We start from the raw sequence: 18,282 nt of genomic DNA on the forward strand, positions 1-18,282 counted from the left end.
CATAATCTCACTTCTCTGCTGCTGACGAACAAAACGATTCGCAAGCGCAGCAAGGCAGTACCGAATACAGCTCTTTAACAATCAACAGTCGATAAGTGTGGGCGTTTGATGAAGTGCCAGCATCCTTCGGGGTGCTGAATGCTTAAATTATCAAATGTTCACACAAAAGAAATACGTTGCTCAGCAATGAGTGACGGTCAGTATTTTGAGTGAGCGACATGCTACGAAAGTAGCAAAAACAGAGATTAAACTGAAGAGTTTGATCCTGGCTCAGATTGAACGCTGGCGGCATGCTTTACACATGCAAGTCGAACGGCAGCGCGGGGCAACCTGGCGGCGAGTGGCGAACGGGTGAGTAATATATCGGAACGTACCCAAGAGTGGGGGATAACGTAGCGAAAGTTACGCTAATACCGCATACGATCCAAGGATGAAAGTGGGGGATCTTCGGACCTCATGCTCCTGGAGCGGCCGATATCTGATTAGCTAGTTGGTGAGGTAAAGGCTCACCAAGGCGACGATCAGTAGCTGGTCTGAGAGGACGACCAGCCACACTGGGACTGAGACACGGCCCAGACTCCTACGGGAGGCAGCAGTGGGGAATTTTGGACAATGGGCGCAAGCCTGATCCAGCAATGCCGCGTGAGTGAAGAAGGCCTTCGGGTTGTAAAGCTCTTTTGTCAGGGAAGAAACGGTTCAGGCTAATATCCTGGGCTAATGACGGTACCTGAAGAATAAGCACCGGCTAACTACGTGCCAGCAGCCGCGGTAATACGTAGGGTGCAAGCGTTAATCGGAATTACTGGGCGTAAAGCGTGCGCAGGCGGTTTTGTAAGTCTGTCGTGAAAGCCCCGGGCTTAACCTGGGAATTGCGATGGAGACTGCAAGGCTTGAATCTGGCAGAGGGGGGTAGAATTCCACGTGTAGCAGTGAAATGCGTAGAGATGTGGAGGAACACCGATGGCGAAGGCAGCCCCCTGGGTCAAGATTGACGCTCATGCACGAAAGCGTGGGGAGCAAACAGGATTAGATACCCTGGTAGTCCACGCCCTAAACGATGTCTACTAGTTGTCGGGTCTTAATTGACTTGGTAACGCAGCTAACGCGTGAAGTAGACCGCCTGGGGAGTACGGTCGCAAGATTAAAACTCAAAGGAATTGACGGGGACCCGCACAAGCGGTGGATGATGTGGATTAATTCGATGCAACGCGAAAAACCTTACCTACCCTTGACATGTCAGGAACCCTCGAGAGATTGAGGGGTGCCCGAAAGGGAACCTGAACACAGGTGCTGCATGGCTGTCGTCAGCTCGTGTCGTGAGATGTTGGGTTAAGTCCCGCAACGAGCGCAACCCTTGTCATTAGTTGCTACGAAAGGGCACTCTAATGAGACTGCCGGTGACAAACCGGAGGAAGGTGGGGATGACGTCAAGTCCTCATGGCCCTTATGGGTAGGGCTTCACACGTCATACAATGGTACATACAGAGGGCCGCCAACCCGCGAGGGGGAGCTAATCCCAGAAAGTGTATCGTAGTCCGGATCGCAGTCTGCAACTCGACTGCGTGAAGTTGGAATCGCTAGTAATCGCGGATCAGCATGCCGCGGTGAATACGTTCCCGGGTCTTGTACACACCGCCCGTCACACCATGGGAGCGGGTTTTACCAGAAGTAGGTAGCTTAACCGCAAGGAGGGCGCTTACCACGGTAGGATTCGTGACTGGGGTGAAGTCGTAACAAGGTAGCCGTATCGGAAGGTGCGGCTGGATCACCTCCTTTCTAGAGTGGCACGGAGTCTAACGACTCATCATCAAGCGCCTACGCTTATCGACTGTTCAAAGTTAAACGAGAAGAGTTTTCGGGGCTGTAGCTCAGCTGGTTAGAGCACCGTGTTGATAACGCGGGGGTCGTTGGTTCGAGTCCAACCAGCCCTACCACGTTACACTGGGGGATTAGCTCAGCTGGGAGAGCACCTGCTTTGCAAGCAGGGGGTCGTCGGTTCGATCCCGTCATCCTCCACCACTCTCTGTTCACTGCATTTATGTAAGCCCGCGTGGTTTAGATAAGTGTAGTTCTCGTTCTTTAACAATCTGGAAGAAGTAAAGTTTTCTTTAAGCGTGTAGCTGGCGAAAGTCAGATGCACACTTAGGGTAGTAATCTGTATGTATCAACAAACATAGTAAGCTGAACTCTTGTCGATATGACGTTCCCTGATACTCATGCAGGGGCCAACGTTATAGGGACAAGTGAATAAGTGCACATGGTGGATGCCTTGGCGATTACAGGCGATGAAGGACGTAGTAGCTTGCGATAAGCTGCGGGGAGTGAGCAAACACACTTTGATCCGCAGATTTCCGAATGGGGAAACCCGGCCTTTTAGGTCATTGCATACTGAATACATAGGTATGCAAAGCGAACGCGGCGAACTGAAACATCTAAGTAGCTGCAGGAAAAGAAATCAACCGAGATTCCCAAAGTAGTGGCGAGCGAAATGGGATGAGCCTTGTACGTGATAGTCGATCGAATAGTGGAACAGCCTGGAAATGCTGGCCATAGAGGGTGATAGCCCCTTACACGAAATTCGAACGGTGGTACTAAGCGTACGACAAGTAGGGCGGGACACGAGAAATCCTGTCTGAAGATGGGGGGACCATCCTCCAAGGCTAAATACTCGTAATCGACCGATAGTGAACCAGTACCGTGAGGGAAAGGCGAAAAGAACCCCGGGAGGGGAGTGAAATAGATCCTGAAACCGTGTGCATACAAACAGTCGGAGCCTCTTCGTGGGGTGACGGCGTACCTTTTGTATAATGGGTCAGCGACTTACATTCAGTGGCGAGGTTAACCGGATAGGGGAGCCGTAGAGAAATCGAGTCCGAACAGGGCGACAGTCGCTGGGTGTAGACCCGAAACCAGGTGATCTACCCATGGCCAGGATGAAGGTGCGGTAACACGCCCTGGAGGTCCGAACCCACTAATGTTGAAAAATTAGGGGATGAGCTGTGGGTAGGGGTGAAAGGCTAAACAAACCTGGAAATAGCTGGTTCTCTCCGAAAACTATTTAGGTAGTGCCTCAAGTATCACCATCGGGGGTAGAGCACTGTTATGGCTAGGGGGTCATTGCGACTTACCAAACCATTGCAAACTCCGAATACCGATGAGTGCGAGCTTGGGAGACAGACGTCGGGTGCTAACGTCCGGCGTCAAGAGGGAAACAACCCAGACCGCCAGCTAAGGTCCCAAAGATTGGCTAAGTGGAAAACGAAGTGGGAAGGCTAAAACAGTCAGGATGTTGGCTTAGAAGCAGCCATCATTTAAAGAAAGCGTAATAGCTCACTGATCGAGTCGTCCTGCGCGGAAGATGTAACGGGGCTAAGCCAGTCACCGAAGCTGCGGATATGTGCTTGCACATATGGTAGGAGAGCGTTCCGTAAGCCTGAGAAGGTGTCTTGTAAAGGATGCTGGAGGTATCGGAAGTGCGAATGCTGACATGAGTAGCGATAAAGAGGGTGAAAAGCCCTCTCGCCGAAAGCCCAAGGTTTCCTGTTCAACGTTCATCGGAGCAGGGTGAGTCGGCCCCTAAGGCGAGGCAGAGATGCGTAGCTGATGGGAAGCAGGTTAATATTCCTGCACCGTCGTATGATGCGATGGGGGGACGGATCGCGGAAGGTTGTCCAACTGTTGGAATAGTTGGTTCTTGACTCATAGAAGGCGCTTAGGCAAATCCGGGCGCGTAATTCAAGGGGTCGAGACGTGTGCCCTTGTGGCACGAAGCAATCGGAAGTGGTTCCAAGAAAAGCCTCTAAGCTTCAGTCATACGAGACCGTACCGCAAACCGACACAGGTGGGCGAGATGAGTATTCTAAGGCGCTTGAGAGAACTCGGGAGAAGGAACTCGGCAAATTGGTACCGTAACTTCGGGATAAGGTACGCCCCGGTAGCTTGAATGGTTTACTCCATGAGGGTGAAAGGGTTGCAATAAACTGGTGGCTGCGACTGTTTAATAAAAACACAGCACTCTGCAAACACGAAAGTGGACGTATAGGGTGTGACGCCTGCCCGGTGCTGGAAGATTAAATGATGGGGTGCAAGCTCTTGATTGAAGTCCCAGTAAACGGCGGCCGTAACTATAACGGTCCTAAGGTAGCGAAATTCCTTGTCGGGTAAGTTCCGACCTGCACGAATGGCGTAACGATGGCCACACTGTCTCCTCCCGAGACTCAGCGAAGTTGAAATGTTTGTGATGATGCAATCTACCCGCGGCTAGACGGAAAGACCCCATGAACCTTTACTGTAGCTTTGCATTGGACTTTGAACCAATCTGTGTAGGATAGGTGGGAGGCTTTGAAGCGGGGACGCCAGTTCTCGTGGAGCCAACCTTGAAATACCACCCTGGTTCGTTTGAGGTTCTAACCTTGGCCCGTGATCCGGGTCGGGGACAGTGCATGGTAGGCAGTTTGACTGGGGCGGTCTCCTCCTAAAGTGTAACGGAGGAGTTCGAAGGTACGCTAGGTACGGTCGGACATCGTGCTAATAGTGCAATGGCATAAGCGTGCTTAACTGCGAGACCGACAAGTCGAGCAGGTACGAAAGTAGGACATAGTGATCCGGTGGTTCTGTATGGAAGGGCCATCGCTCAACGGATAAAAGGTACTCTGGGGATAACAGGCTGATTCCTCCCAAGAGTTCATATCGACGGGGGAGTTTGGCACCTCGATGTCGGCTCATCACATCCTGGGGCTGTAGCCGGTCCCAAGGGTATGGCTGTTCGCCATTTAAAGTGGTACGTGAGCTGGGTTTAAAACGTCGTGAGACAGTTTGGTCCCTATCTGCCGTGGGCGTTGGAAATTTGAAGGGGGCTGCTCCTAGTACGAGAGGACCGGAGTGGACGAACCTCTGGTGTACCGGTTGTCACGCCAGTGGCATTGCCGGGTAGCTAAGTTCGGAAGAGATAACCGCTGAAAGCATCTAAGCGGGAAACTCGCCTTGAGATGAGATTTCCCGGAGCCTTGAGCTCCTTGAAGGGTCGTTCGAGACCAGGACGTTGATAGGTCAGGTGTGGAAGTGCAGTAATGCATTAAGCTAACTGATACTAATTGCCCGTACGGCTTGTCCCTATAACCTTGGCAGTCATTGCCATTGCAAGGGTTCAGCTGTTTGTTGAGACAACAGATTACGAAAACTGCTTCTTCCGGATTCAGAGTGACGCATGCACTATGCAAGCGGCACTCGTACAAGTTATGCCTGATGACCATAGCAAGTCTGTACCACCCCTTCCCATCCCGAACAGGACCGTGAAAAGACTCTGCGCCGATGATAGTGCTGCAACCAGTGTGAAAGTAGGTTATCGTCAGGCTAGTTATATGCAGAAGCCCGCTCAGTTGATACTGAGCGGGCTTTTTGCTTTCTAGATCCTCTCGAGCTTCTTCAGCACACCCGGAGACAACACGAGATCCGTCGCCTTCAGGTTCTCGCGCAGGTGGGCACTCGACGACGTCCCGGGAATCAGCAGAATGTTCGGCGACCGCTGCAACAGCCAGGCGATTGCTACCTGCATCGGCGTCGCCCCCAACTCGGCTGCGACTGCGGACAACGCATCCGACTGCAGCGGCGAAAAGCCACCGAGCGGGAAGAACGGCACATACGCAATACCGTCGCGCGCCAGGGCATCGACCAGCGCATCGTCATTGCGGTGTACGAGGTTGTACATGTTCTGCACGCACGCGATCGGCACGATGCGCCGTGCGTCCTCGACTTGCTTCATCGTCACGTTGCTCAGGCCGACGTGCTTGATGAGACCTTCCTCGCGCAGCTCCGCCAATGTCGTCACCTGTTCTTCGAGCGACCCTTCCGCCGGACCATGGACATCCAACATGCTGCGGAAATTGACCACCTCCAGCACGTCCAGGCCGAGATTGCGCAGATTATCGTGCACGGCCTCGCGCAGTTCCTTCGGCGACGTGGCCGGCAACCACGCACCCTGGGCGTCCCGTCGCGCACTGACCTTGGTGACGATGACGAGGTCGTCCGGATACGGATGCAGCGCTTCCCGGATCAATTGATTGGTGATGTGAGGGCCGTAGAAATCCGAAGTGTCGATGTGGTTGACGCCGAGCGCCACCGCGTCGCGCAGCACGGCGAGCGCGGCCTCCCGATCCCGCGGCGGCCCGAAGACGCCGGGTCCTGCCAGCTGCATGGCACCATAGCCGAGGCGCCGGACGGTGCGGTCGCCGAGTTGATACGTGGTGGACATTGAGATTCTCCTTGATGGATAGTGAACAGTGCAGCCACGATAAGCCCGCGACGATCTCAGGACAATCCGGCATAATCCGCATGGGTTGTACGTCAAAACGGACAATGGAAAACACATGAAAGTCGATCTGGGCGATCTGTCCGCCTTCGTCGCCGTCGCGCGTGCCGGTGGCTTCCGCGATGCCGCGCGGGCCACGAGCGGCAGCGCATCCGGTCTCAGCGATGCGGTACGGCGCCTCGAAGCAAAGCTCGGCGTGCGCCTGCTCAACCGCACCACGCGCAGCGTCGTGCCGACGGAAGCGGGCCGTAGCCTGCTTGCGCGCCTGGACCCCGTGCTCACCGAAGTCGAGAGTGCGCTCGACGTGGTCAATGGTTTTCGCGATACGCCCACCGGCACTCTCAAACTCAATGTACCGATGAGTGCGGCCCGGCTCGTGCTGCCGTCCATTGTGCCGCGCTTCCTGGCCGCGTACCCCGAAATCCGCCTGGAAGTGATCGCGGACGAGAGCTTCGTCGACGTGCTCGCGGCCGGCTGCGATGCGGGTATCCGCTACGAGGAAAAGCTCGAGCAGGACATGGTCGCCGTGCCCATCGGCCCGCGCATCCAGCGCATGGCCGCAGCCGCGGCGCCCGACTATCTCGACCGGCGCGGCCGCCCTCAGCATCCGCGCGACTTGCTGGACCACGCTTGCATGCGCGCGCGTTTTGCCAGCGGCGCCGTCATCCGCTGGACGTTCGAACGCGGCGGCGAGACGATCACGATCGATCCGCCCGGACAATTGCTCGTCCAGGTGGGCGGCGCTCTCGACCTGAAAATCGACGTCGCCGTCGCCGGCACGGGCATCGTCTACCTGTTCGAGGACTGGCTGCGCCCGTATATCGACCGCGGCGAGCTCGAGCCCGTGCTGGAATCGTGGTGGCCATCCTTTTCCGGCCCGTATCTCTACTATCCGGGGCGCAGGCTCGTCCCCGCGCCACTACGCGCCTTCATCGATTTCATCCGCGCGGATCAGTGACCGCGCTGATAGGTGCCGATCAGTTCCGCCTGCGCCTTCACATGTCCCTGCATCGCCTTTTCCAGCTGGGGCTTGGTCGGGTGACGCAGGTCGGGCAGCACGGTGTCGAGCGCATATAATTTATGCACGTAGCGGTGCCGTCCGATGGGCGGACATGGCCCGCCGTAGCGCGTGTTCTTGAAATCGTTCAGGCCGGCTTGCGTGCCGCGCGGCAGTTCCGCCTCGCGTATCCCGGCGGGAAGGTGGTTGGCCTGCGGCGGCAGGTTGTACAGCACCCAGTGCACCCAGGTCATTTTCGGTGCCGCTGGATCGGGCGCGTCCGGGTCGTCGATGATGAGGACGAGGCTGCGGGTGTCGGGCGGGACGCCGGACCACGACAGCGCGGGCGACGTATTCGCGCCATCGCATGTGTGGATGGCGGGGATGGGGCCGCCGGGCGTGAAGTCGGCCGAGGTCAATGTCAGGCTCATGCTTGCCTCCCTGGAGTCGAAACGCTACAGGCTTCGACATCGGCAAACGCTCTCGGTTGCACCGCTTCCAGCCGTCACAGCAGGCGCGCGATCGTCGCGTCGCCGCTGCGTGAACGGCTGGGCAAACACCCGCCACCGTCTGTGCTCCCCCCGATATCGGAACTTGAAGGTAGGCCAGTGTCGCCCAGTTCGTAAAATTCTTGTCCACGATGCCGTGGACACAGGAGCATTATCCGGGTGCAAGCGCCCTCATCTGTTCGCCGCCTCACACAACACGGCCGCGGCCACGCCGGCGTCAGGACCGCGGTTCGCCGACCTGGATCGGGTCACGGCGCGGAATGATGTACCAGAGTCCCACAAAGAGGAGGAGTGAGGCAACCGCGGCAGCGATACTGAGCGAGAGCATGTCGGTTGCAAGCGACACGACCGTCAACATGTCGAGCGACAGCCCAAGAGCCAGTGGCATCAACGCACCCCGGATGGCTTTGCGCGCTACCTTGACCATGAGCGACGTCGCGTAACCGTGCTGGGCGCGGTAATACACTGCCGGCGTCATCAGGAGAGCCATCGCGATCACCATCAAAGCGAGGCCGACCATGTGGCACGCCTGTGCGTACGGCGCGAGGTCATTGAACCGTTCGTTGAACACGGCGATCGTCTGGAAACCAAACACCGCCTGCAGGCCTGGGAGAATGCAGCGCGCCTCTTCGATGATGTCGCGCATGGCTCGGTGGTTCTTTTCTTGTTGAGAAGCTTGATCGTCCATGGGATGACAGTAGCGCCAAACACGGCTGTGTTCAACCGACCGCACGATTGAAGCACGTCGTTACGCGTGGACGATGCCGGCCTGCGATGCCCATTGTTCCAGGCTGTGCCGCTGGATCGCCGCCGCCATCAGGTCGGGGAATAAATCTGGCGTGCAGGCGAAGCAGGGGATGCCCAGCGCGGCCAGCTGCGCCGCATTGTTGCGGTCGTACGAAGGGGCGCCACTGTCGTCCAGCGCGAGCAGGGATATCACCTGCGCGCCGCTGCCGACGAGGCTCGCCGCGCGCCGCAGCATCTCCGCATTGTTGCCGCCCTCGTACAAGTCGCTGATCAGGACGAAGATCGTGTCCTGCGGCCGCGTGACGAGACCCTGGCAATACGCGAGCGCGCGGTTGATGTCCGTGCCGCCGCCGAGCTGCGTGCCGAACAGGACCTCGACCGGGTCGTGCAGCAGCGGCGTCAGGTCAACGACGGCCGTGTCGAACACGACCACCGACGTCGTCACCGCCTTGATGCTCGCAAGGACCGCCGCGAACACGCTCGCGTACACGACGGACGGCGCCATCGATCCGCTCTGGTCGACGCACAGCACGATGTCGCGCAGCGAGCGTCCGCGCCGGCCGTAGCCGATGCGCGTCTCCGGGATGATCGTCTGGTAGTCCGGTTGATAGTGCCGCAGGTTGGCGCGGATGGTGCGCAGCCAGTCGATGTCCTGGTGGCGCGGGCGCCGGTTGCGCGCCGCCCGGTTCAGGCTTCCCGACACGGCCTGGCGCATCGGCGTGGACAGCTTCTTTTCCAGTTCCTCGACGACCTTCGCAACGACGGCGCGGGCCGTCGCGCGCGTCTTGTTCGGCAGGACGCGGTTCAGGCTGAGGAGCGTCGCGACGAGGTGCACGTCCGGCTCGACGGCCGCCAGCATCTCCGGTTCGCACAGCATCTGCTGCAGGCCGAGGCGGTCGAACGCATCCTTCTGCATCACCTGCACGACGCTGGACGGGAAGTACTGGCGGATGTCGCCCAGCCAGCGCGCCACGCGCGGTGCCGATCCACCCAGGCCGCCGCTGCGCGTCTCCGGACCGGCGCCGTACAGCGCGTCGAGTGCCGCATCGATCGCGGCATCGGCACCGCCCAAGTTGAGTGATTCGCCCGCGTCCTGGCCCAGCACGAGGCGCCAGCGGCGCGCTGCTTCTTGTTCATTCGCCATGGACGGCCTCCTGGAGTGACCGAGTCCCGAACAGCGTGTGCAGGATGGGCAGCACGCGGCGCGCCCGCGCCGGATCGATGGCCGTTGCCGCCGCGGCGTGCGTGACCGCGCCGCCTGCTTGCGCCGCACGCTGGCCCAGTTCGCGCCGCTCCGGTGCGCTGAACGTGGCGACCGTCCGGCGCAGCAGCGGCAGCAGTTCCGTGAACACATGGTCCGGCTGCGCGAGCAGCCAGGCGTTCACGATATGCCACAACGGGTCGCTGTGCGCGAGCAGCGCGCCGCTGCCCTGTAAAAACCCTTCGAGCCAGTGCGCGGTAACGAGCGGCGGCACGGCCGGCGAGCAACGCAGCGCGAGCTGGCGCGCGGCGCGCTCGCTGTCCCAGCGTCCCTGCTCGGTGAGGATGCGGCCGCACCGCCCCGCCAGCAGCGGATGCGACAAATCGCTCGTCGCGCCGGCCTCCAGCGCATCGAACCAGGCCGCCGCATGCGCCTCGTCCTGCAACAGGCGCACGGCCTGGTCGGCCGCGATGATCTGGCCCAGCAGTGCGGCGGCCGCATCGTCCGCGACGCCGCGCAGGCCGTACGGCAGCGCGATGCACGCGCGCGCCAGGAGACCGTCGACGACGCTCGCCAGTGCCTGCGTGTCCACGTTGCGCGCGCTGCCGTAGCGCAGCACGTTGACGAGCGACGGCAGCGCCGCCAGCAGCGGCCCGAGGTCGGGCGTCAACGTGCCCACTTCCTGGATGCGCGCCATCAGCGGATCGACGGCCGCGCGCAGGTCGGCCAGCAAGATCGTCTCCATCAGGCGCGTGAGTTCCGGCAGGGTGTGCACCTGCGCGGCGCGGTCGGCGGCGAGCGCAGTTGCGGCGCTGTCGAGCGTGGCGCCCCAGCGGCTCGCGGCGATCAGGTCGACGGCGAATTCCGGCTCCCACGCGAGCTGCCATTGCTCGTGGAACGTGCCCGTCCGGCCGCGGACGGTCTGCTGCCGGCCCCACGGGACGCCCAGCAGCGCGAGGCGATGCAGCAGCACGCTCTTTTCCAGGTGAGCGGGCTGGCGCAGGTCGAGGTCGAGCTCCGTCATGTCCGCCCGCACGGGCATGCGCAGGCGCTTCTGCTGCGCGGCCACGTCCTGCGCGAGCGGCACGGCCGGCACGTCGTCCGGCACGGTGCCCAGCGCCTCGTCGACGAGCAGTTCGCGCCGGATCAGACGCAGCGGCGCGTCGCTGTCGTAGCAGAACACGGCGCGCACGGCTTCCATCAATTCATCCAGGCCCGGACGTGGACGGTCGCGCAGCGCGGCCAGCGTGTCGGCCAGGCGCGCCGCCTCGATCACGTGGGCGGACGATGCGTCGAGATCGTGCTTGCGAAGGAGCGTCGCGACTTCCGTCAGCCAGTGCAGGCCGGCGCGCTCGCGATGGCGCCACAGGTGGCGATACCAGCCGGGCGCCGTCACGCCCGCGCCGTAGCCGCTGGCGAACGTGAGGCGGCCGTGCGTCCACGGCACCCACGTCGCCGCGATCTTTTCCTTCGCCAGGCCTTTCAACAGATCGGCGTCGCTCTTCGCGCTGGGCAGCGTCGCGAGGGCCGGCACGTGCCACGCCCCACACACGACGGCGATGCGTTCGCGGCCATCCTTGACGGCCTGGCGGATCGCCGTGCGCATCCACGCTTCGCGTTTTATTTCGACGTCGTCGGACGGCGGGCCGGCTTCGTTGCGCAGCGCCGTCATCATCTCGGCGATGGCGGCGAACAGGTCCAGGCTGTCGCCGCGCTGTTCGACGAGGTGGTCCCACCACGTCTCCGTGTCGCCGTAGCCGGCCGCGCGGGCGAGCCAGCGCAGCGGGTCGTCCTGGATGTCGTCCTTCTTGTCATCCTTCTTGTCGTCCGCTGCGCGCAGTGCGAAGCGGTAGGCCTGCGGCAGATCGCAGAAGCGCAGCTCCGCGCCATGTTCGCTCGCGTAGCGGAGCGCCTGCCATTCCGGCGAATACTCGGCGAACGGGTAGAACACGGCGCGCTGCGGATCGGCCGGCGCGTACAGCAGCAGGGCCACGGGCGGTACCAGCTCCGCATGGCCGGCAAAGGGCGCCAGCGCATCCGCTTCCGCCGGACCCTCGACGAGGATGCAGTCCGGCGCCAGCGCGGACAGCGCGGCCGCCAGGCTGCGCGCGCAACCGGGGCCGTGGTGGCGGACGCCGAACAAGTGGACGCTCATGCCATGACGTCGCGGCAGGCGCGGTACAAGTCCTTCCACCCGTCGCGCTCCTTGACGACGGTCTCCAGGTATTCGAGCATCGCCACGCGGTCCTGCAGCGGATCCTTGACGATCGCGCCGACCATGCCGGCCGCAAGGTCCGCGCCGCGCAGCACGCCGTCGCCGAAGTGCGCCGCCAGCGACAGGCCGTGCGTGACGACGGAGATCGCCTCGGCCGTGCTCATGCTGGCGCTGGGGACTTTCAGCTTCGTCTTGCCGTCGCTGGTGACGCCTTCGCGCAGCTCGCGGAACACGGTGACGATGCGGCGGATCTCTTCCAGCGCCGGCGTCTCGGCCGGCAGCTCCAATGCGCGCCCGATGCTCGCCACGCGCGTCTCGACGATGCGCACTTCCTCGTCGGCCGTGCGCGGCGGCGGCAGCACGACGGTGTTGAAGCGGCGTTTCAGTGCGCTCGACAGCTCGTTGACGCCGCGGTCACGGTCGTTCGCGGTGGCGATGATATTGAAGCCTTTCTCGGCCAGCACCTCGTCGTCCAGTTCCGCGATCGGCAAGACCTTCTCGGACAGGATCGAGATCAGGCCGTCCTGCACCTCGCCCGGCATGCGCGTGAGTTCCTCGATGCGGGCGATGCGTCCCGTGCGCATGGCGCGCATCACGGGACTCGGGACGATGGCCTCCTGCGACGGGCCCTTGGCCAGCAGCTGCGCGTAGTTCCAGCCATAGCGCACGGCTTCCTCGCTGGTGCCGGCGGTGCCGTGCACGACGAGCGTGGAGTCGCCGCTGATCGCGGCCGCGAGATGTTCGGACACCCACGATTTCGCGGTGCCCGGCACGCCGAGCAGCAGCAGGGCGCGGTCGGTGGCGAGCGTGGCGACGGCGATCTCGATCACGCGCGGATTGCCGATGTACTTGGCGCTGATCGTCGCGCCGTTTTCCAGCTCGCCGCCCAGCAGGTATGTCGAGACGGCCCACGGCGACATCTTCCAGCGGGGCGGGCGCTGGCGCGTATCGGCGGCGATCAGCGCTTCCAGCTCGTCGGCGTACTGCTGCTCGGCGTGCTGGCGGAGGACGGAAGAGGTGGCGGTCATGCGGGCTCCTGGAATGAAAGGGTCATCTCGTGGCGCAGGCGCGCGAGATCGAAGAATGCATTGACGGCGTTGTCCCACTCGGCGTCGGGCTGCCAGGCCGCGCGCAGGCCTGCTTCCGACGCGACGGTGGTCGCCGGGTCGAGCGCGAGGGCGAGGCTGGACAGCATCTGGCGTACGAGCCACGGGTGGCCCATGTCGGGCAGCGGCAGCAGCGATGTGCGCAGCCGCTCCAGCGCGCACCGGCTCATGTCCGCGGACCAGGCATGTGGTGCGCCAGCGGCAAGGCGCGTCATTAACCGCATCGGGAACCCGTCGCCGATCCACTTGCCGGCGAGGGCGTCGAACAGGGCATCGTCTTGTGCGATGTGGGCGGCGGCGACGTCGAACAGGCTGTCGGGCACGGCCTCGCGCAGGGAGGGGCGGGCGCCGGCCGACCAGACGAGGAAGTCGCGCAGCCACGCGCGTGCGCCGTCCTGGCGCTGGACGGCCAGCGCCCAGCCGCGCACGAACACGGCGGCGAATTCGCCGTGCGCGGCGAGTTCGAGGCAGGCGCGCGGTGTGCGGTCGACATGGCGCGGCCACACGTTCGGATCGACGGCCGCCAGGATGTCCACGACCCACCCGGCCTTTTCGCCCAGGCCGTGATGCGGCGTGGCGCCGATGCCGTCGCGCCGCATGGCCGCATCCAGCGCTGCCGGCAAGGCCAGTTCGATGCGGTCGGATGCGATCCGCAGCAGCGGCAGCAGCCGACCCTCCATGCGCTGCGCCAGCCGCGATCCGGGCAGGCGCGCGAGCAGGCGCTGGGCCGCCGTTCGCACTTCCTTGCGGCGATCGTCGAGCGCCGCTTCGAGGAAGGCTTCGTCGTCCGGCCCCAGTCCGACGGCCAGGGCGGCCAGCAGGGCCGCGCGCCGGTCCGGGGGCTCGCTGCTCCACGCCGCCGCGAGTGCGGCGAGCGCCGTCTGCGGATCGCGCGCACGCCAGTCGCGCAGCGCGGCCACGCGTTGCTCCGGTGTGCCGGTGTCCCACGGCGCGGCCTCCGCATCGATGCCGGCGGCCCAGTCCCACTCCGCCTGCACGCGCGCGAGCCAATGTCCCCGTTCGCCCAGCACGGGCAGCAGTGCGGGACGCAGCGCCGGCTGGCGCGTGGCCGCATCGAGCAGCTTGGGCAGCATGTGTGCGGGCAGGTGGCCGCCGTACCGGTGCAGCAGCCGGAGCCACTCCGCTTCCAGGCCGGCCGGATGCAGGTCGCGCAGCAGCAGGGCCAGGACGGCTTCCGCACGGCGTGGGCAAGGACGCAGCGTCTCGGGCGCGGCGACGGATGCCGGCATCGGCGCGGGCAGGTCGGGCGCGATAAAACCGCTGCGTTCCCACAGGTCGAGTGCACCGAGCGAGAGCCACAGCGCCGCTTCCGGCACCGCCGCGGCATCGTGCGGCAGCAACGCATCGAGCGGCGCGGGGAGTCCGGCGGGCGGACGGCCGGCGCGGGCCATCCCGATTTTTAACAGCTGCTGCAGCTGGCGCGCGGCGTCGTTCATGGAAGGTTGCTGTCGATGTTGTAGAGCCGTCCGTCGCGCCAGACGGCGAGCGGCAGCAGCATGCGGCCATCCCATTCAGCGCAGACGGTGAGCGGATGGCCGCCGGAGACGGCCAGCAGGTGCACCGGATGGCGGAAAGACGGATGCAAGGCGATGCGGCGGCCCTGCGCGTTGCGGACGATGCCATGGTCCGTGCCGTCCGGTACGAGGCCGCCGAGCAGCACCGGGTGGCGCTCCAGGAAGGGCTGGGCGGCGAGGGCGTCCGCGTACGTGTCCTGCAGGGTGTCGAGGCTGGACGGGCCTGCGATGGCGGACAGGGGCTGCACGTCGTCCTGGTGCCGAATCTGCGCGCGCAGCGGCCATGCGCTCGGATAGAAGCACAGGTCACCGTCGAATGTGGTGCCCGGCGCGAGCTGTTGTTCGAAGCCCTGCGTGCCGACCGCGTACTGGAGGTGCAAGGCCCAGCGTCCCGTCGCGGCGCCCAACAGCCAGGTCGAGCGCACGCGCAGGCGTTCGTCGTCGAACGTGCACTGGGCGAGCACGCTCCAGCGGTCCGTGACGGCGCCCTGGCGCAGGACGTCGTCCTGGCTCATCGTCCACCCGAGCAGGGCGCGCACGTCGGCCTGCAGCGCCGGCGCCAGTTCGTCGATGCGCTGCCATGCCCGGACCAGCAGGTACAGCGATGCGAGTTCGTTCGCGACGAGGCTTTCGGCGTTGCGCAAGCCTGACTGGTAGAGCATGCTGCCCGCGCGGCGCAGGCGTCGTGCGACCGGGGCCGCCTGGGCATCTGCCATGCGCGCGGCGATCGCATCCCAGAACCCTTGGCCGCGCGAGCGCACGGACGCGAGACCTTCGCGCGCCAGATCGTGCAGCCAGGTCTGCAGGTCCGCCAGGCCAGCGGTCACTTTGTCTTCGCGCTTTTCCTCACGCTTGCGGGCCAGTGCCGCGGCTTCCGGACCGGCGTCTTTTGTGAGCGTCTTCTTTTCCTGGCGCGACTGGCGTCCCTGCAGCCAGTCGCTGACCCATGCCGGCGTCTCCGCCTGGTCGAACAAGAAGGGCTCGGCGGCGCGCAGCAGGTACAGGCCGAGGCCGTGCTTGCAGGGGAATTTGCGGCTGGGGCAAGTGCATTTGAAGGCGGGGCCGCCGAGGTCGATCTGGGTGCGATAGGGTGTCTTGCCGCTGCCCTGGCATTCGCCCCACAGGGCGCTGTCGCTCGTGCCGAGATTCGACCAGTTCCGCGGCGTCGCCAACTGGCTGCCGGCCTTGGCCGAGGCGGGATCGGGCGCGAGAGCCAGGATCTGGTTGGCGTCGAGGGTCACCGGTGTCCTTCAGGCGGATTGATATATTTTCTAGTTCAGTATTCGTGATTATTGCCTAAACGTCAATTAGATGGTGGAGGCGCTGAAGTCGCGCTCGTGCAACGGTACTTGCGTAAGGGCACGTGGGTTGTTATAGTGCGCCTCCTGTTTTGCAGCGCATGAATTGAGTCGGAAACGACGACGCGACAAAACAGACGAGGGGTTGACGAGTTAAGCGAAGCACGGCATAATCTCACTCCTCTGCTGCTGACGAACAAAACGATTCGCAAGCGCAGCAAGGCAGTACCGAATACAGCTCTTTAACAATCAACAGTCGATAAGTGTGGGCGTTTGATGAAGTGCCAGTATCGCTTCGGTGATACTGAATGCTTAAATTATCAAATGTTCACACAAAAGAAATACGTTGCTCAGCAATGAGTGACGGTCAGTATTTTGAGTGAGCGACATGCTACGAAAGTAGCAAAAACAGAGATTAAACTGAAGAGTTTGATCCTGGCTCAGATTGAACGCTGGCGGCATGCTTTACACATGCAAGTCGAACGGCAGCGCGGGGCAACCTGGCGGCGAGTGGCGAACGGGTGAGTAATATATCGGAACGTACCCAAGAGTGGGGGATAACGTAGCGAAAGTTACGCTAATACCGCATACGATCTAAGGATGAAAGTGGGGGATCGCAAGACCTCATGCTCCTGGAGCGGCCGATATCTGATTAGCTAGTTGGTGAGGTAAAGGCTCACCAAGGCGACGATCAGTAGCTGGTCTGAGAGGACGACCAGCCACACTGGGACTGAGACACGGCCCAGACTCCTACGGGAGGCAGCAGTGGGGAATTTTGGACAATGGGCGCAAGCCTGATCCAGCAATGCCGCGTGAGTGAAGAAGGCCTTCGGGTTGTAAAGCTCTTTTGTCAGGGAAGAAACGGTTCAGGCTAATATCCTGGGCTAATGACGGTACCTGAAGAATAAGCACCGGCTAACTACGTGCCAGCAGCCGCGGTAATACGTAGGGTGCAAGCGTTAATCGGAATTACTGGGCGTAAAGCGTGCGCAGGCGGTTTTGTAAGTCTGTCGTGAAAGCCCCGGGCTTAACCTGGGAATTGCGATGGAGACTGCAAGGCTTGAATCTGGCAGAGGGGGGTAGAATTCCACGTGTAGCAGTGAAATGCGTAGAGATGTGGAGGAACACCGATGGCGAAGGCAGCCCCCTGGGTCAAGATTGACGCTCATGCACGAAAGCGTGGGGAGCAAACAGGATTAGATACCCTGGTAGTCCACGCCCTAAACGATGTCTACTAGTTGTCGGGTCTTAATTGACTTGGTAACGCAGCTAACGCGTGAAGTAGACCGCCTGGGGAGTACGGTCGCAAGATTAAAACTCAAAGGAATTGACGGGGACCCGCACAAGCGGTGGATGATGTGGATTAATTCGATGCAACGCGAAAAACCTTACCTACCCTTGACATGTCAGGAACCTCCGAGAGATTGGAGGGTGCCCGAAAGGGAACCTGAACACAGGTGCTGCATGGCTGTCGTCAGCTCGTGTCGTGAGATGTTGGGTTAAGTCCCGCAACGAGCGCAACCCTTGTCATTAGTTGCTACGAAAGGGCACTCTAATGAGACTGCCGGTGACAAACCGGAGGAAGGTGGGGATGACGTCAAGTCCTCATGGCCCTTATGGGTAGGGCTTCACACGTCATACAATGGTACATACAGAGGGCCGCCAACCCGCGAGGGGGAGCTAATCCCAGAAAGTGTATCGTAGTCCGGATCGCAGTCTGCAACTCGACTGCGTGAAGTTGGAATCGCTAGTAATCGCGGATCAGCATGCCGCGGTGAATACGTTCCCGGGTCTTGTACACACCGCCCGTCACACCATGGGAGCGGGTTTTACCAGAAGTAGGTAGCTTAACCGCAAGGAGGGCGCTTACCACGGTAGGATTCGTGACTGGGGTGAAGTCGTAACAAGGTAGCCGTATCGGAAGGTGCGGCTGGATCACCTCCTTTCTAGAGTGGCACGGGAGCTTACGCTCCATCATCAAGCGCCTACGCTTATCGACTGTTCAAAGTTAAACGAGAAGAGTTTTCGGGGCTGTAGCTCAGCTGGTTAGAGCACCGTGTTGATAACGCGGGGGTCGTTGGTTCGAGTCCAACCAGCCCTACCACGTTACACTGGGGGATTAGCTCAGCTGGGAGAGCACCTGCTTTGCAAGCAGGGGGTCGTCGGTTCGATCCCGTCATCCTCCACCACTATCTTTACGTAAGACGCTGGTTTTAGGTAAGTGTAGTTCTCGTTCTTTAACAATCTGGAAGAAGTAAAGTTTTCTTTAAGCGTGTAGCTAACGAAAGTTGGATGCACACTTAGGGTAGTAATCTGTATGTATCAACAAACATAGTAAGCTGAACTCTTGTTGTTATGACGTTCCCT

At 61.6% G+C, this 18,282-nt stretch carries 9 protein-coding genes, 4 tRNA genes and 4 rRNA genes; 9 read left to right on the plus strand and 8 right to left on the minus strand.

Annotated features, from left to right (window positions below; translation table 11 throughout):
• Positions 1 to 247 precede the first annotated feature (247 nt).
• From ACEN9G_RS14405 to rrf, 5 genes are all read left to right on the plus strand, one after another.
• Positions 248 to 1,776 (plus strand): 16S ribosomal RNA (locus tag ACEN9G_RS14405).
• Positions 1,777 to 1,857: 81 nt separating this feature from the next.
• Positions 1,858 to 1,934 (plus strand) — tRNA-Ile (locus ACEN9G_RS14410).
• Between the two features lie 9 nt (positions 1,935 to 1,943).
• A tRNA-Ala gene (locus tag ACEN9G_RS14415) sits at positions 1,944 to 2,019 on the plus strand.
• A 218-nt stretch (positions 2,020 to 2,237) separates the two neighbouring features.
• Positions 2,238 to 5,114, plus strand: a 23S ribosomal RNA gene (locus ACEN9G_RS14420).
• A gap of 126 nt (positions 5,115 to 5,240) precedes the next feature.
• Positions 5,241 to 5,353 (plus strand): 5S ribosomal RNA (gene rrf, locus ACEN9G_RS14425).
• Together the 16S, 23S and 5S rRNA genes with 2 tRNA genes alongside form the textbook arrangement of a ribosomal RNA operon.
• A 51-nt stretch (positions 5,354 to 5,404) precedes the next feature.
• On the opposite strand, the gene ACEN9G_RS14430 is transcribed toward rrf, so the two are convergent.
• The gene (locus tag ACEN9G_RS14430; RefSeq protein WP_413341300.1) at positions 5,405 to 6,250 is read right to left on the minus strand and encodes an aldo/keto reductase family oxidoreductase; all 846 of its coding nucleotides are present in this window, start codon (positions 6,248 to 6,250) and stop codon (positions 5,405 to 5,407) included.
• Between the two features lie 115 nt (positions 6,251 to 6,365).
• Here ACEN9G_RS14430 and ACEN9G_RS14435 point away from each other — a divergent pair, with 115 nt between their 5' ends.
• Positions 6,366 to 7,265, plus strand: a complete 900-nt coding sequence (locus ACEN9G_RS14435; RefSeq protein ID WP_413341302.1) for a LysR family transcriptional regulator — start codon at positions 6,366 to 6,368, stop codon at positions 7,263 to 7,265.
• On the opposite strand, the gene ACEN9G_RS14440 is transcribed toward ACEN9G_RS14435, so the two are convergent.
• The 7 genes from ACEN9G_RS14440 to ACEN9G_RS14470 all read right to left on the minus strand — a co-directional run bounded on the left by ACEN9G_RS14440 (position 7,259) and on the right by ACEN9G_RS14470 (position 15,858).
• Positions 7,259 to 7,735 (minus strand): YbhB/YbcL family Raf kinase inhibitor-like protein, encoded by a 477-nt coding sequence (locus tag ACEN9G_RS14440; protein WP_413341304.1) that lies wholly within the window; start codon positions 7,733 to 7,735, stop codon positions 7,259 to 7,261. The two genes, ACEN9G_RS14435 and ACEN9G_RS14440, sit on opposite strands and share 7 nt — an antisense overlap.
• Before the next feature lie 295 nt (positions 7,736 to 8,030).
• Positions 8,031 to 8,501 (minus strand): DUF6328 family protein, encoded by a 471-nt coding sequence (locus tag ACEN9G_RS14445; protein ID WP_413341306.1) that lies wholly within the window; start codon positions 8,499 to 8,501, stop codon positions 8,031 to 8,033.
• Between the two features lie 60 nt (positions 8,502 to 8,561).
• A complete protein-coding gene (locus tag ACEN9G_RS14450; RefSeq protein WP_413341307.1) occupies positions 8,562 to 9,704 on the minus strand; it encodes a VWA domain-containing protein in 1,143 nt (380 codons plus the stop codon).
• Positions 9,694 to 11,916 carry a DUF5682 family protein gene (locus tag ACEN9G_RS14455; protein WP_413341309.1) on the minus strand — a complete coding sequence of 741 codons (2,223 nt, stop codon included), beginning with the start codon at positions 11,914 to 11,916 and terminating at the stop codon, positions 9,694 to 9,696. The genes ACEN9G_RS14450 and ACEN9G_RS14455 overlap by 11 nt, the downstream gene beginning before the upstream one ends.
• Positions 11,913 to 13,004 (minus strand): ATP-binding protein, encoded by a 1,092-nt coding sequence (locus ACEN9G_RS14460; protein WP_413341310.1) that lies wholly within the window; start codon positions 13,002 to 13,004, stop codon positions 11,913 to 11,915. The genes ACEN9G_RS14455 and ACEN9G_RS14460 overlap by 4 nt, the downstream gene beginning before the upstream one ends.
• On the minus strand, positions 13,001 to 14,539 hold the full coding sequence (locus ACEN9G_RS14465; RefSeq protein WP_483126721.1) for a DUF5691 domain-containing protein: 1,539 nt from the start codon (positions 14,537 to 14,539) through the stop codon (positions 13,001 to 13,003). The genes ACEN9G_RS14460 and ACEN9G_RS14465 overlap by 4 nt, the downstream gene beginning before the upstream one ends.
• Positions 14,536 to 15,858 carry an SWIM zinc finger family protein gene (locus ACEN9G_RS14470; protein ID WP_413345948.1) on the minus strand — a complete coding sequence of 441 codons (1,323 nt, stop codon included), beginning with the start codon at positions 15,856 to 15,858 and terminating at the stop codon, positions 14,536 to 14,538. The genes ACEN9G_RS14465 and ACEN9G_RS14470 overlap by 4 nt, the downstream gene beginning before the upstream one ends.
• Before the next feature lie 474 nt (positions 15,859 to 16,332).
• Here ACEN9G_RS14470 and ACEN9G_RS14475 point away from each other — a divergent pair.
• The 3 genes from ACEN9G_RS14475 (at position 16,333) to ACEN9G_RS14485 (ending at position 18,104) form a co-directional block, all read left to right on the plus strand.
• Positions 16,333 to 17,861: ribosomal RNA gene (locus tag ACEN9G_RS14475) — 16S ribosomal RNA — on the plus strand.
• Positions 17,862 to 17,942: 81 nt separating this feature from the next.
• Positions 17,943 to 18,019 (plus strand) — tRNA-Ile (locus ACEN9G_RS14480).
• A 9-nt stretch (positions 18,020 to 18,028) separates the two neighbouring features.
• A tRNA-Ala gene (locus tag ACEN9G_RS14485) sits at positions 18,029 to 18,104 on the plus strand.
• The last annotated feature ends 178 nt before the right edge of the window (positions 18,105 to 18,282 follow it).

The organism is Massilia sp. Masssp94 (assembly GCF_059491305.1).

Bases quoted from the DNA above. Each gene is read 5' to 3' on its own strand.
- ACEN9G_RS14430 (WP_413341300.1), bottom strand. From the start codon at position 6,250: ATGTCCACCACGTATCAACTCGGCGACCGCACCGTCCGGCGCCTCGGC.
- ACEN9G_RS14435 (WP_413341302.1), top strand. From the start codon at position 6,366: ATGAAAGTCGATCTGGGCGATCTGTCCGCCTTCGTCGCCGTCGCGCGT.
- ACEN9G_RS14440 (WP_413341304.1), bottom strand. From the start codon at position 7,735: ATGAGCCTGACATTGACCTCGGCCGACTTCACGCCCGGCGGCCCCATC.
- ACEN9G_RS14445 (WP_413341306.1), bottom strand. From the start codon at position 8,501: ATGGACGATCAAGCTTCTCAACAAGAAAAGAACCACCGAGCCATGCGC.
- ACEN9G_RS14450 (WP_413341307.1), bottom strand. From the start codon at position 9,704: ATGGCGAATGAACAAGAAGCAGCGCGCCGCTGGCGCCTCGTGCTGGGC.
- ACEN9G_RS14455 (WP_413341309.1), bottom strand. From the start codon at position 11,916: ATGAGCGTCCACTTGTTCGGCGTCCGCCACCACGGCCCCGGTTGCGCG.
- ACEN9G_RS14460 (WP_413341310.1), bottom strand. From the start codon at position 13,004: ATGACCGCCACCTCTTCCGTCCTCCGCCAGCACGCCGAGCAGCAGTAC.
- ACEN9G_RS14465 (WP_483126721.1), bottom strand. From the start codon at position 14,539: ATGAACGACGCCGCGCGCCAGCTGCAGCAGCTGTTAAAAATCGGGATG.